This window comes from Streptomyces sp. NPDC048734, assembly GCF_043198675.1.
Taxonomy (GTDB): domain Bacteria; phylum Actinomycetota; class Actinomycetes; order Streptomycetales; family Streptomycetaceae; genus Streptomyces.
The window spans coordinates 60998-73836 of the sequence record NZ_JBICUZ010000004.1; the positions used below are offsets into that span (position 1 = coordinate 60998).

The following is a 12839-nucleotide window of genomic DNA, read 5'->3' on the forward strand; positions in this document are numbered from 1 at the left end:
CCGCGCGTTCGCTGTTCCCGGGAGCCAGGCATGAGGCACGTACGACGACGGATCGTCAGGCGAGCGACACGGCTGGCGGCCGTCGGCGGGCTCCTCCTGGGGGGTGCCATGGTCACGCAGGCCGCCATGGCGAGCGAGACGCCCGCCACCGCGACCGTGCCGGACGGCGCGGCGCGGTCCGTCGCGAGCACCGGCGCGGATCTGGTGAAGCGGCTCGGCACCTCGCGGACGGCGGGCACCTGGGTCGACTCGGCGGGGCGTCCGGTCGTCGCGGTCACCGACGAGGCCACGGCCGCGACGGTCCGCGCGGCGGGCGCCGAGGCGAAGGTGGTCGGGCACAGCATGAACGAGCTGAAGTCGGCGGCGGCGGCACTGCGTTCGGCGCCCCGGGTGGCCGGCACCGCGTGGGTGATGGACTACAAGTCCAACCAGGTCGTCGTGCGCGGCGACAGCACCGTGTCCGCCTCCGACTGGGGGCGGATGACGGACGTGGCGTCGGGCATCGGCGGTTTCGTCCGCATGGAGCGCACCGAGGGCACCTTCACCACCCGGCTCAACGGCGCCCAGCCCATCCTGTCGACCGGCGGGCGCTGTTCGGCGGGCTTCAACGTGACCAACGGGTCGGACGACTTCATCCTCACCGCCGGACACTGCGGCCCCGCCGGGTCCAGCTGGTTCGCGGACGACCAGGGCACCCGGCAGGTGGGCCGGACGGTCAACTCGGCGTTCCCCGGCTCCGACTTCTCGCTCGTGCAGTACGCCGGCGGGGAGGCCGGCCCGGGGGCGGACATCGTGGCCGTCGGCGACGGCAACGGCGTGCGGATCACGGGCGTCGGCGACGCGGCCGTGGGGCAGCGGGTGTTCCGCAGCGGCAGCACGACCGGCCTGCGCGACGGCGAGGTGACCGGCCTCGACGCGACGGTCAACTATCCGGAGGGCACCGTCTCCGGGCTGATCGAGACGACCGTGTGCGCCGAGTCCGGCGACAGCGGCGGGCCGATGTTCTCCGAGGGCATCGCGCTCGGCGTCACCTCGGGCGGCAGCGGTGACTGCACGACGGGCGGTACGACCTTCTTCCAGCCGGTGACGAAGGCGCTGGCGCAGCTCGGGGTGCAGCTGATCGTGGCGGCGCCGTCCGACGCCGCGGGAAACGGCGCCTCGCCCGCGCCGTCCGAGGGCGCTCCCGAGCCGTCGTCGTCGCCGACACAGGCGGCGGTGGCCCCGGGGTCGGTCACGCCGGGCTCGACGACGCCGGTGACGGGTGGCACGGACGCGGTGTCGCTGGCGGCGCGGCTCACCGATCCGCGCAACATCGGGCCCGGCCTGCTGGTGATCGCGGGCAGTCTGGTCGCGCTGGTGGCGACCCGGTACATCCGGGCGGAGCAGGACCGCAAGGCGTACCAGCGGCAGTACTCGGCGAGCTGGGGGTGAGGTGACGCAGGGCACGGTGGCACGGGGCCCGGTGACGTCCCCTCAGTGACGCAGGGCACAGTGCCGGCAAGCACGGTGACGCCGGGCGCCTGCGGCGTCACCGGACAACGAGAAGGGCACCCGCGAGGGGTGCCCGGACGGAGTCGCGGAGGCGGAGCTGCGAGAGGGAAGGTCCTGCGGCCGGACGGCTGTCAGGCCGCCTCGCCCGATTGCGGGGCCACGGCGGCCCACTCCAGGACGAGCCGCCGGTACTCCTCGCGCTGCTCGCCCGTCAGTGTCCCGCCCGACCGGAGCCACAGGGCCCTGATCTCCTCGTTGACCTCCGCGGCCGATCGCGCCGAGCGCTCGGTGAGGTGTTCAACAGTGGTGGACATGGTGTGAATCTTACGGCGCCCGGGGTGAAGGCGACGTGAGTAATACACGGATTAAACGGACAGAACGGACGTGTCACTGATCACGTCCGTTCTGTCGTGTCCGCTCGTCCGCCGTCGGCCGAGTGCCGGTCAGGTGCCCGGCTTGCGGCCGTACACGAAGACGTCGTCGCCGGTCTTGAGCAGGGACCAGTACTTCTTCGCGGCCGTCTTCGTCATGTTGACGCAGCCGTGCGAACCGGGCGGGTTCCACATGCTGACGCCGACCGAGTGGAAGGCCTGGCCCCCGTCGAAGAACTGGCTGTACGGCATGGGCACGTTGTAGATGCTCGACACGTGGTCGATGTTGCGCCAGTAGACCTTCTTCAGGCCGGTACGGGTCTCGTAGCCGTCGCGTCCGGTGCGGACCGGGACCGGCCCGTAGACGAGGCGGCTGCCGTCCTGGATCCAGCTGATCTGGAGGGTGAGGTTCACGCAGGCGATGCGGCCCTTGTTGGTCGGGCACTTGCCCGCCTTGTTGGGCTTGGTGCCCACCGCCTTCTGCTTGTTCATGAGATCCATCACGCCCCAGGTGACGGGTCCCGCGTAGCCGATGTTCGGCGTGATGCCGTGCTTGTTCTGGAAGGCCTGGATGGCCTTGCAGTCGGCCGACGACTGCTTCCCGTCGACCGGCCGGCCGAGGAACTTCTCGACCTGCTTCTGGTACGGCCCGGCCTGCGTGGTGCAGCTCGCGGCCTGTGCGGGCGCCGCGCCCAGCGCGAGCGTCAGCGGCGCGATCAGCCCCGTGACCCCGAGTGCGACGGCACCTCGTCTGCGTATGTCCCCCATGACTGCCACTGCCTCTCCCTGGCCCGATTCCGGCGACTCCACCCACTAGACCCGTTCGGCGGCGTTTCGGTTGTAGGGCGGATCGTACTGTGACGAAACGGTGAACTTCCCCGGTCCGGCCGGCCGGGGCCCGGCCGGGCCCCCCCCCGCGGCCCGCCACCCCCCCCGCCCCGCCCCCCCGGTGCCCCCCCGGTGCGCCGGGCGGCCCGCGGCCCGGCCGACACCCCCCACAACCCCGGGGGGGGGGGTTTGGTTTTGTGGGGGGTCGGTCTGTGTCAAAAAGGTTTCACCCCCCGGGGCCCCCCGGGGGGCCCCCGCCCCCCCCCGCCCCCCCGGACCGGATCACCCGCCGGACCGGCTCACCGGTAGCCCGTCGTGTCCGCCGGCCTGCCCGCGTCCTGGACCTCGACGAGGTAGCGCCAGGCGTCGGGGCGGCTGCCGTCGAGGTCGGTGAAGCCGTACTCGGGGGCGAGTGAGCCACTGGACAGCGACTGCCCGTTGCGGCGGGCGACGTCGGGGTCGGCGGCGAGGGCGGCGACGGCGCGGCCGACGTAGCGGGGCGTCTCGGAGATGGCGAAGTGCGGCACCGTCTCGAGGGCGTCGCGCCAGTTGTCCTCGCGCACCCCGAACTGGTCGAGCATGATCTCGGAGCGCATCCAGCCGGGGGTGAGCGCGAGGGCGGTGGCGCCGCGCGGGCCGAGTTCGTGGGCGAGGGCGAAGGCCATCCGCAGGACGGAGGCCTTGGCCAGGTCGTAGAAGAAGTTCACGCGGTAGGTGTCGCGGTTGTACTCGGCGGTGCCGTCGGTGACCTCGACGACCAGACCACCCGGCCGGCGCAGCAGGAGCGGCAGGGCGTGGTGGCTGGTGATCGCGTGGGTCTCGACGGCGAGCCGCAACAGCCGCAGGCCGTCGTCGAGGTCGTGCTCCCAGACGGGGGTGTCCCAGGCGAAGAGGTTCTCGCCGCCCCAGATGTCGTTGACGAGGAGGTCGAGGCGGTCCTGCTCGGCGGCGATCCGGTCGACGAGCGCGCGGACCTGGGCGGGTTCGAGGTGGTCGGTGGGTACGGCGATGCCGTGGCCGCCCGCCTCGGTGACCAGGTCGGCGGAGTCCTCGATCGTCTCGGGGCGGTCGTACTCGGAGCGGCGGGCGCGGGTGGAGCGACCGGTGACGTAGACGGTGGCGCCGGCCGCCCCCAGTTCCACGGCGATGCCCCGCCCCGCTCCCCGGGTCGCCCCGGCGACCAGGGCGACCCTGCCTTCCAGCGGTCCGGACATGTGTGACCTCCTGTGGGTGTCTCCGTCGATGACGTCATCGACGTCATCGACGATCACGTGGAAGCCGGACATCTTCTGTCGCCTTTTACGGCGGGGTCGCCCGGTCGGCCGAGAGCGGGCACCGGGCGGGCCGGTCAGTGGCCCCGTGCGATCCACTCCTGGAGGTGGGGGGCCTCCGCGCCGATGGTGGTCGGGTCGCCGTGGCCGGTGAGGACCTTCGTCTCGGGCGGGAGGGTCAGGAGGCGGTCGCGGATGGAGTCGATGATGGTCGGGAAGTGGGAGTAGGAGCGGCCGGTGGCGCCGGGGCCGCCCTGGAAGAGGGTGTCGCCGGTGAACAGGACGCCGAGCCCCGGCTCGTACAGGCAGACCGCGCCGGGCGCGTGGCCGGGCGTGTGCAGCACGGTGAGGTCGGCACCGGCGACCTCGATGACCTGGCCGTCCACCAGGTGGGCGTCGGGCTCGCGGTCGGGGTGGGTCATCCTCCACAGCGGGAGGTCGTCTGGGTGCAGCCACACGGTGGCGCCGGTCGCGTCGGCGAGGGCGGGCGCGGCGTCGATGTGGTCGTTGTGGGCGTGGGTGCACACGATGGCGGTCAGCCGGCGGTCGCCGAGCGCGGCGAGCACGGCGTCGGCGTCGTGGGCGGCGTCGACGACGACGGCCTCGTGGTCGTCGCCGACGATCCAGACGTTGTTGTCGACGTCCCAGGTGCCGCCGTCGAGGCTGAACCGGCCGGAGGTGACGACGCGTTCGATGCGGGTGGCCATCACAGCACCACCACCGAGCGCAGCACGTCACCGTGGTGCATCCGCTCGAAGGCCTGCTCCACCTCGTCGAGTCCGATGGTCTCGGTGACGAACGCGCCGAGGTCCAGGCGGCCTTGCAGGTGCAGGTCGATCAGCATGGGGAAGTCGCGGGAGGGCAGGCAGTCGCCGTACCAGGACGACTTCAGCGCGCCGCCGCGTCCGAAGACGTCCAGCAGCGGCAGTTCGAGTTTCATCTCCGGGGTGGGCACGCCCACCAGGACGACGGTGCCGGCCAGGTCGCGGGCGTAGAAGGCCTGCCGGTAGGTCTCCGGGCGGCCGACCGCCTCGATCACCACGTCGGCGCCGAAGCCGCCGGTCAGCTCGCGGATCGCCTCGACCGGGTCCGTCTCCTTGGAGTTGACGGTGTGGGTGGCGCCCATCGTGCGGGCGGTGGCGAGCTTGCGGTCGTCGATGTCGACGGCGATGATCTTCGCCGCGCCCGCCAGGTTCGCCCCGGCGATCGCCGCGTCGCCGACCCCGCCGCAGCCGATGACGGCGACGGTGTCGCCGCGGCCGACGTTGCCGGTGTTGATCGCGGCGCCGATGCCGGCCATCACGCCGCAGCCCAGCAGTCCGGCCACCGCCGGCGACACGGACGGGTCGACCTTGGTGCACTGACCGGCGGCGACCAGCGTCTTCTCCGCGAAGGCGCCGATGCCCAGCGCCGGGGACAGCTCCTGCCCCGTCGAGGCGAGGGTCATCCTCTGCTTCGCGTTGTGGGTGTCGAAGCAGTACCAGGGGCGACCGCGCAGACAGGCCCGGCACTGGCCGCACACGGCCCGCCAGTTCAGGATCACGAAGTCGCCGGGGGCCACGTCGGTGACGCCCTCGCCGACCGACTCCACGACGCCGGCCGCCTCGTGGCCCAGCAGGAAGGGGAAGTCGTCGTTGATGCCGCCCTGCTTGTAGTGCAGGTCGGTGTGGCACACCCCGCAGGCCTGGATCTGGACCACGGCTTCCCCGGGTCCGGGGTCCGGCACGAGAATCGTCTCCACCCGCACCGCTTCGTCCTTGCCCGGTGCGATCACTGCGCGCACTTCCTGCGCCATGGTGCTGTTCCTTTCGTCGGCGGCCGACCGTCCGCCTCCGACCCTACGCGTGACTGATCGGTACGCACGCACGACGAGCCAGGTCACGGGAGGGAAGGCCGTCCCGCCGCCGGTCCCGGCGGACGGCGACGTAGCCTGAACGCCGCAGACCGCCCGGCATCGAGGAGCCCCGTGAGCATCGCAGAGACGGCCGCCGTCCAGTCCCCGTGGCGGCTGCTGCTCCACTACGTGAGACCGCACCGCTGGACGCTGCTGGCGGGGGCGCTGCTCTCGCTGGTCACCGGTGCGACCGGACTGCTGCTGCCGCTGGTGGCGAAGGGGTTGATCGAGGACCTGTCCCACGACCGGGCGATCACCGGCGCGTTGGTGCTGCTGTCGGTGCTGGTGGTCGCCAACGCGGCGGTGGGCGCGCTGGGTTCGTACGTGCTGCGGCGCACGGCCGAGTCGGTGGTGCTGAGCGCGCGGCGGTCGCTGTCGTCGTACCTGCTGCGGCTGCGGATCGCGGCGGTGGACCGCAGCGAGCCCGGTGACCTGATGGCCCGCATGACCTCGGACACGACCCTGCTGCGGGAGGTCACCACCGACTCGCTGGTCGGCCTCGGCACCGGCGGGCTCACGCTCGTCGGGACGGTGGTGCTGATGGGGGTGGTGGACCCGGTGCTGCTCGGGATCACCCTCGCGGTGATCCTGGTCGCCGGGACGGTCATCGGGGTGATCGTGCCGCGCATCAACCGGGCCAGCCGCCGGGCGCAGGACGCGGTCGGGGTGATGGGCGCCTCGCTGGAGCGGGTGCTGGGCGCGTTGCGCACGGTGAAGGCGGCGGGTGCCGAGGACCGCGAGGAGAAGGCGCTGCACGCGGCGGCGCAGGACTCGTGGCGGCAGAGCGTGTCGGCCGCCAAGTGGTCGGCGGCCGCGGGCAACACGGCCGGTCTGGCGATGCAGAGCGCGTTCATCACGGTGCTGGCGGTCGGCGGGGCGCGGGTCGCCACGGGCGCGATCGACATCGCGACGCTGGTGGCGTTCCTGCTGTACGTCTTCTACCTGATGTCGCCGATCCAGCAGGTCATCGGCGCCGTCGTGCAGTACCAGGCGGGCTCGGCGGCACTCGGCCGCATCCAGGAGACCCTGCTGCTGCCCGCCGAACCGGCGTCCCGCCCCGCGTCCCTGCCCGCGCCGACGGCGGAACCGGCCTCGCTGGCCTTCACCGACGTCCGCTTCCGGTACGCCGACGATCTGCCGTACGTCCACCACGGGGTGACGTTCGACGTGCCGGCGCGCGGCATGACCGCGTTCGTCGGCCCGTCCGGCGCCGGCAAGACGACGGTGTTCTCGCTGATCGAGCGGTTCTACGACCCCGACTCGGGGACGATCGCCTTCGACGGCCGCCCGCTGCCGGACTGGGAGCTGAGCCGGCTGCGCGCCGCCATCGGCTACGTCGAGCAGGACGCCCCGGTGCTGTCGGGGACCCTGCGCGACAACCTGGTGCTGGGGAACGCGGAGGCCGACGACGACACCGTGCGGCGGGTGCTGAAGACGACCCGCCTGGACACGCTGGTCGGCGGTCTGCCGGACGGGCTCGACACGCTGGTCGGGCACCGCGGGACCAAGCTGTCCGGCGGTGAGCGCCAGCGGGTGGCGATCGCCCGTGCCCTGCTGCGCAACCCACGGCTGCTGCTGCTGGACGAGGCGACCTCCCAGCTGGACGCGGTGAACGAGGCGGCCCTGCGCGACACCGTCGCCGACGTGGCCCGCACGACCACCGTCCTCGTGGTGGCCCACCGGCTGTCGACGGTGACGTCGGCCGACCGGATCGTGGTCATGGAGGCCGGGCGGGTGCGGGCGGTGGGCACCCACCGTGAGCTGGTGGCCGCCGACCCGCTCTACGCCGAGCTGGCGGCGACGCAGTTCCTGGCGACGGCGGGCTGACGCGCCGGTGGGGCCGCCCGTGCTCCGGGCGGCCCCACCGGGCCTGCGCGATCCCGCGGCCGCGGGTCAGGTCCGGACGGCCGGCACCAGGCCGGTGACGGGGGCGACGAGGCCGGTGATCTGCTGGAGCTCGTTGAGCTGCCGGAGCCCCTTCACCTTGTTCAGCTCGCCCAGTTGGCCCGAGACCGGGGGCAGTTCGCCCCGCCGCTCGGCGGGAACCTGCGCCTCGGCGAGCGAGTCCAGTGCGCTGAGCGGGTTCAGCCTGCCCACGGCCGGGGCTTCGGCGGCGCTCGCCAGGGGTGCGGCGAGGCCGGTGACCCCGGCGGCGAGAGCGGCGACGGCGACGATGCGACGAGTGGAGATCATGCCTACCGCAACGCGCGGGACGGCTCCGCGGACACGGGTGCGGGGCGGCGCTCACCCGACGGACGCAACGGGGGTCTGCGCTTGCCGAGCGCGGTGCGGCGGAGGAGTCTCGAAGGGTGAGGGCCCGCCGGGCCGTCCCCCGCGGTCCGTGGTCCTCGAAGGAGGTCACCATGGGCACCGCGACAGGTTCCGCCTTCGACTCCGAGACCCTGCGCAGGGGCGTGGAGGGACGGACTCCCGCGACGCTGCTGTCGCTCTACGCGGACGACGCGGAGATCCGCGTCGTGGACCGCAACAGCCAGCCCAGCCGCCCGACGGTCCTGCACGGCCGCGACGAGATCGCCGAGATGCTCCAGGACGTGTACAGCCGGGACATGACGCACCGGCTGGAGGACTGCGTGGTGCAGGGCGACCGCGCCGCCTTCAGCGAGTCCTGCGAGTACGCGGACGGTGTCCGCGTCCTGTCCGAGTCGATGATCACCCTGCGCGACGGCAAGATCGTCGGGCAGACGATGATCCAGGCGTGGGACGAGTAGGAAGGGGCGACCGGCGGCGGACGAGACGAGGGGCGGGGTGAGGAGGTCGGCCCGGCGGCCGGTGCGACAGTGCGGACCGGCCGTCAAGGGCTCCGTTGCGGGCTCCCTTCCGGGCTCCGTTGCGGGCTCCGTTCCGCGGGCCGCAGGATGCCCAGCAGCTGCCGCACCAGTTCGTCCACGACCTCGTCGAGGGTGGCGTCCACCCAGCCCGCGCTCCAGTCGTGCAGGAGGCCGTTGACGCTGCCGATGAAGGCCGTCGCGGCGAGGCGGTAGTCGCGGGGGGCGGCCTCGCCCCGGCCGGCGGCGGCGTCGGCCTCGGCGCAGATGAGCTCGACCCAGCGGGCGCGCCGCGCGAGGCGCTGTTCCTCCATGCGGGGACTGACGCCGACGATCTCGACGAAGGTGATGCGGATGCGGCGCGGGTCGGCGGTGACGCTGTCGGCGTAGGCGCGGAAGAACGCGGCGACCCGCTCCGCGAGCGGCAGGTGCCGGGCGACGGCGAAGGCGGCGACGACCGCTTCCTCGGACCGGTCGTTGACCTGGAGGTGCAGTGCGGCCAGGACGTCCTCGAGGGTGCGGAACTCCTCGTAGAACTGCCGCGTCGACAGGCCGGCCGCCTCGCTGAGCGCCGCGACCGTGGTGTTCCGGTAACCGGGGGTGCCGCCGAACAGCCGCAGTGCCGCGTCCAGGAACCTGCGCCGCCGCTCGGCCTGTCGCTCCGCGGCGGACCTGCCGGCGTAGCGGCCGGTCGGCGCCCTCAGCCTGCCCGCCACGGTTCCCCCCTCGTCGTCCTGTCTCCCGATTTTGTCGTGCACGTGGCTTGTGGCGAAGGGCACCCCTTCCTTACTTTCCAGTAAGTCAACTTTGAACGCTTGCGTGTTCAGATTCGGGACCTCCCTGCACAGCTGCCCGCACGTGCCCCCACCCCAGAGGAGAGAGCAGCCATGGCTGCCTTCAGAACCAGGCACCTTTGCTCCGTAGCCGCCGCCCTCGTCCTGACCGTCACCGCCCCCACCACCGCCGCCACCGCCGCGACCCCCGCCACCGACGCCGCAGATGCCGCCGCGCTGCGCCAGGTGCTGCTGGTCGCCAACAACTGGGACGGCACCGCGGACGTCATCAAGTCCACCGGGGACTACGCGAGGATCGGCCGGATCAACGTCATTCCCGACAAGGACCAGCGGATGGCGGAGATCAACGCCGACCCGATCCGGTGGATCGCCTTCATGACGATCCGCAACAGCGTCGGCGAGGGGCACGACCAGTTCGTCGACGACATGTACTCCACGCCGGACGGCGCCTCCGTGGTGGTCTCCCGGCCCAGCTTCGCCGACGTCGTCTCGATCGACGTGGCGACGGGAGCCGTCAACTGGCGCTTCCCGGTGTCGGGTTACCGGGCCGACCACATGGCCGTCTCCCCCGACGGCAAGCGGGTCGCGGTCTCCGCGTCGACGTCGAACACCGTCCACGTGCTCGACATCGACACCGGGAGGCAGCTCGGCTCGTACGCCACGGGCGACAAGCCGCACGAGAACGTCTTCACCAAGGACGGCAAGCACATCTGGACCATGTCGATCGGCGACGTGACCACCGCCCTCGACGCGCCGTGGCTGGACTGGACCAAGGGCGACCGGCGCGTCACCGTCGTCGACGCGACGACGTACCGGCCGGTGAAGACGATCGACATGCGGCAGCGGCTGGACGCGATCGGCCTGTCGGACCATTCCGACGCCGTGCGTCCGGCCGCCTTCTCCCCCGACGAGTCCAAGCTGTACTTCCAGGTCTCGTTCTTCAACGGGTTCTTCGAGTACGACGTCGCCACGGACCGGATCACCCGGACCAGGACGCTGCCGGAGAACCCCGCCACGAACGACGACCGCACCACGTTCGTCAACGACTCCCGGCACCACGGGCTGACGATGCGGCCGGACGGCAGCAAGCTGTGCGTGGCGGGCACGATGGACGACTACGCGACCGTCGTCGACCGCGCCACCCTCCAGGAGGGCCCGCTGGTCCCCGTCTCCAAGCCGTACTGGGCGACGGTCGGCGGCGACGGCAAGGACTGCGTCGTCTCCGAGAGCGGGGCCGACCAGGTCACGGCGATCGACTTCGCCACCGGCCGCAAGGTCGTCTCGGTGCCGGTGGGCGACCACCCGCAGCGGGTGCGGCTCGGCCACGTCCCGGCCGACTGGACGTCCCCGGCGGGCTGAGCCGGGCCGCCCGTCCGTGCGCCGGGGCCGGAGGGGCCCGGCGCACGGACGGGTCCGTCATCCGCCGAACCGCTGGGCCGCCCACGCGGCCAGCTCACCGCGGGCCGCGGCCAGCAGGGCCGGGGCCGGGGCGGTGGCGCCGTTGGTCACCAGGGCGTAGTGCACGGTGCCCGAGTCGGTGTCGGTGAGCAGCAGTCGCCGGCTTCCGGTGCCGCCCGGCTCGGCGGCGACGCCGACCGGGCCGGTGGGGGTGTACGCCGGCGGGGCGTGGGCGGTGCCGAGGTCGGAGACCACGGTCGTCGACGCGGCCGGGAACGAGGCGGGCAGGTGCAGCTCGGTCGGCGCCGGGCCGCCGCCGGAGCGCCACACGAGCAGCCCGTACTGCCCGGAGCCCACGAGCTGCGCCACGCCGGGCAGCGAACTCGGCACCGGATTCCAGGTGAGGGTGGTCGAGCCGTCGCGGGAGCGGTCCTCGTAGGTGAAGGCCAGGGTCGTGCCGGAGGTGGCGCTCGGGTAGATCCGGTCGAGCAGCCGCGCGTCCTGACGGAGCGTCGCCCTGCCGCCGTCGTCGAGGCGTACGGCGGAGAGGTCCTCGTCGTTCCAGGCGTCGCCGGCGGTGAGCACCTTGTCGGGGTTGCCGTTCATCAGCTCGTGGTGGCGGCCGTGGTAGATGTCCCACTGCCACTGGTTGCCGGAGAGGACCGGTCCGGAGGCGGCCGGGTTCGCCCACCAGGCGGCGCCCTTCACCCGCGAGTCGAGGGCCTGGTACATGGCCTTGAGGACGGTCGGCGCCTTGTCGGAGACCGTGCCGGCGAGGGGATGGCCGAACTCGCTGACCACGGCGGTCGTCCCGGCCGCCGCCGCCCGGTCGCGGACGGCGGCGAAGTCGGTGGCGTACTGGCCGTCGGCGGCCTTGCCCCACATCAGGATCGCGGAGATGGCCTTCTGGTCGTAGAAGTGGGTGTTGAAGACGTAACGGGAGCCCAGGGTGCCCGCGTCGAGGAGGCCGCCCTCCTGTTTCTGGGAGGCGATGTTGGCGTTCCAGAACATGTTCGGTTCGACGAGGGCGGGCTTGTCCTGCCAGCCGGCCGCGTCCATCCGGTCCCGGAACCTCTCGTAGAAGGGCCACAGCAGGTCGCGTTCCCAGGTGCGGCTGCTCTGGCCGGAGTCGTAGGTGCCGGCGTAGGGCTCGTTGTAGGGGTCGAAGCCGATGACGCCGGCGAACTCCTCGGCACTCAGGTGCTCCCGGACGTACGTCATGGTCTGCTGGGCGGTGGCGAGGAAGGCGTCCTGGAGGCCGTGGGCGTTGTGCCAGAAGTCGTGCTGGGCGGCCTTCACCGCGCCGTTCTGGGTAATGTTCTGACCCCAGAACAGGCAGATCCCGCAGGACTCGTCGGGATAGTCGCCGAGTTCCACCGCCCACCGGGGGGCGCCGTCGCCCGTGTACCAGCTGTCGGGGTCGAAGAGGTGGCGGGAGTAGAGGTCCTGGTGGAAGTCGGGGTAGACGCGGATTCCCGCGTCGAGGAAGGCGCGCAGCTGGTCGGTGGCCGCGGCCAGGTAGGCGGTGTCGACCTGGCCGCGCACCGGCTCGGCGTAGGCCCAGGAGAGCAGGAAGCGCACGGAGTTGCCGCCGCCGAGGGCGCGCAGGGCGGTCGCCGACTTCTTCGCGTCGGCGACGGAGGCGAAGGGCAGGCCCCCGTTCTCGGCGAGCTTGGTCTCGCCGGAGACGTTGTAGCCGCGCAGCACGACCTCGCGGCCGGTGCCGTCCACGAAGCGGCCGCCGGACACGGTGAGCGCGGTGCCGTCGAACGGGAGGGAGTCGGGGAGGGGGGCGGCGGTGGCGGCCGGGGTGCCCGCCACCGTCAGGAATCCGCAGAGTCCGCAGAGGACGACCAGAACAGCGAGCAGACGTGCCCGAATATTAGGCATGTACACTACAATCCGGCCCTTCCCGGACACCGTCAATAGCTTCTGACCCATGAGTAAGCTGACGGCACGCCACCGCTGTTCGCACGGCGGGGACGGCGCTGCCGTGCCGTCGTTCC

12 protein-coding genes are annotated in these 12839 nt (G+C 72.5%); 4 read left to right on the plus strand and 8 right to left on the minus strand.

What is annotated here, in order from left to right; all coding sequences use genetic code 11:
- Window positions 1-30 precede the first annotated feature (30 nt).
- Complete coding sequence (locus ACGFQC_RS12685; protein WP_363090063.1) at window positions 31-1431, plus strand: S1 family peptidase; 1401 nt, start codon at window positions 31-33, stop codon at window positions 1429-1431.
- Window positions 1432-1622: 191 nt separating this feature from the next.
- On the opposite strand, the gene ACGFQC_RS12690 is transcribed toward ACGFQC_RS12685, so the two are convergent.
- The 5 genes from ACGFQC_RS12690 to ACGFQC_RS12710 all read right to left on the minus strand — a co-directional run bounded on the left by ACGFQC_RS12690 (window position 1623) and on the right by ACGFQC_RS12710 (window position 5756).
- Window positions 1623-1805 (minus strand): hypothetical protein, encoded by a 183-nt coding sequence (locus ACGFQC_RS12690; protein WP_363090064.1) that lies wholly within the window; start codon window positions 1803-1805, stop codon window positions 1623-1625.
- A 129-nt stretch (window positions 1806-1934) separates the two neighbouring features.
- Window positions 1935-2630 carry a L,D-transpeptidase gene (locus ACGFQC_RS12695; protein ID WP_363090079.1) on the minus strand — a complete coding sequence of 232 codons (696 nt, stop codon included), beginning with the start codon at window positions 2628-2630 and terminating at the stop codon, window positions 1935-1937.
- A gap of 359 nt (window positions 2631-2989) precedes the next feature.
- Window positions 2990-3904 carry an SDR family oxidoreductase gene (locus tag ACGFQC_RS12700; protein WP_363088051.1) on the minus strand — a complete coding sequence of 305 codons (915 nt, stop codon included), beginning with the start codon at window positions 3902-3904 and terminating at the stop codon, window positions 2990-2992.
- Window positions 3905-4038: 134 nt separating this feature from the next.
- Window positions 4039-4668, minus strand: a complete 630-nt coding sequence (locus tag ACGFQC_RS12705) for an MBL fold metallo-hydrolase (protein ID WP_363088050.1) — start codon at window positions 4666-4668, stop codon at window positions 4039-4041.
- A complete protein-coding gene (locus ACGFQC_RS12710; RefSeq protein ID WP_363088049.1) occupies window positions 4668-5756 on the minus strand; it encodes an S-(hydroxymethyl)mycothiol dehydrogenase in 1089 nt (362 codons plus the stop codon). Before ACGFQC_RS12710 ends, ACGFQC_RS12705 begins: the two co-directional genes overlap by 1 nt.
- Window positions 5757-5927: 171 nt before the next feature.
- Between ACGFQC_RS12710 and ACGFQC_RS12715 the strand changes: the two genes are divergently transcribed.
- Window positions 5928-7682 carry an ABC transporter ATP-binding protein gene (locus ACGFQC_RS12715; protein ID WP_363088048.1) on the plus strand — a complete coding sequence of 585 codons (1755 nt, stop codon included), beginning with the start codon at window positions 5928-5930 and terminating at the stop codon, window positions 7680-7682.
- Window positions 7683-7748: 66 nt separating this feature from the next.
- Here ACGFQC_RS12715 and ACGFQC_RS12720 read toward each other — a convergent pair whose 3' ends face one another.
- Window positions 7749-8048, minus strand: a complete 300-nt coding sequence (locus ACGFQC_RS12720; RefSeq protein WP_363088047.1) for a hypothetical protein — start codon at window positions 8046-8048, stop codon at window positions 7749-7751.
- A gap of 170 nt (window positions 8049-8218) precedes the next feature.
- Between ACGFQC_RS12720 and ACGFQC_RS12725 the strand changes: the two genes are divergently transcribed.
- Window positions 8219-8584 carry a nuclear transport factor 2 family protein gene (locus tag ACGFQC_RS12725; protein WP_363088046.1) on the plus strand — a complete coding sequence of 122 codons (366 nt, stop codon included), beginning with the start codon at window positions 8219-8221 and terminating at the stop codon, window positions 8582-8584.
- 83 nt (window positions 8585-8667) lie between these two features.
- Here ACGFQC_RS12725 and ACGFQC_RS12730 read toward each other — a convergent pair whose 3' ends face one another.
- On the minus strand, window positions 8668-9357 hold the full coding sequence (locus ACGFQC_RS12730; RefSeq protein ID WP_363088045.1) for a TetR/AcrR family transcriptional regulator: 690 nt from the start codon (window positions 9355-9357) through the stop codon (window positions 8668-8670).
- Window positions 9358-9528: 171 nt separating this feature from the next.
- Here ACGFQC_RS12730 and ACGFQC_RS12735 point away from each other — a divergent pair, with 171 nt between their 5' ends.
- Window positions 9529-10794 carry a YncE family protein gene (locus ACGFQC_RS12735; protein ID WP_363088044.1) on the plus strand — a complete coding sequence of 422 codons (1266 nt, stop codon included), beginning with the start codon at window positions 9529-9531 and terminating at the stop codon, window positions 10792-10794.
- Between the two features lie 57 nt (window positions 10795-10851).
- On the opposite strand, the gene ACGFQC_RS12740 is transcribed toward ACGFQC_RS12735, so the two are convergent.
- Complete coding sequence (locus ACGFQC_RS12740) at window positions 10852-12723, minus strand: cellulase family glycosylhydrolase (protein WP_363088043.1); 1872 nt, start codon at window positions 12721-12723, stop codon at window positions 10852-10854.
- Window positions 12724-12839 lie beyond the last annotated feature (116 nt).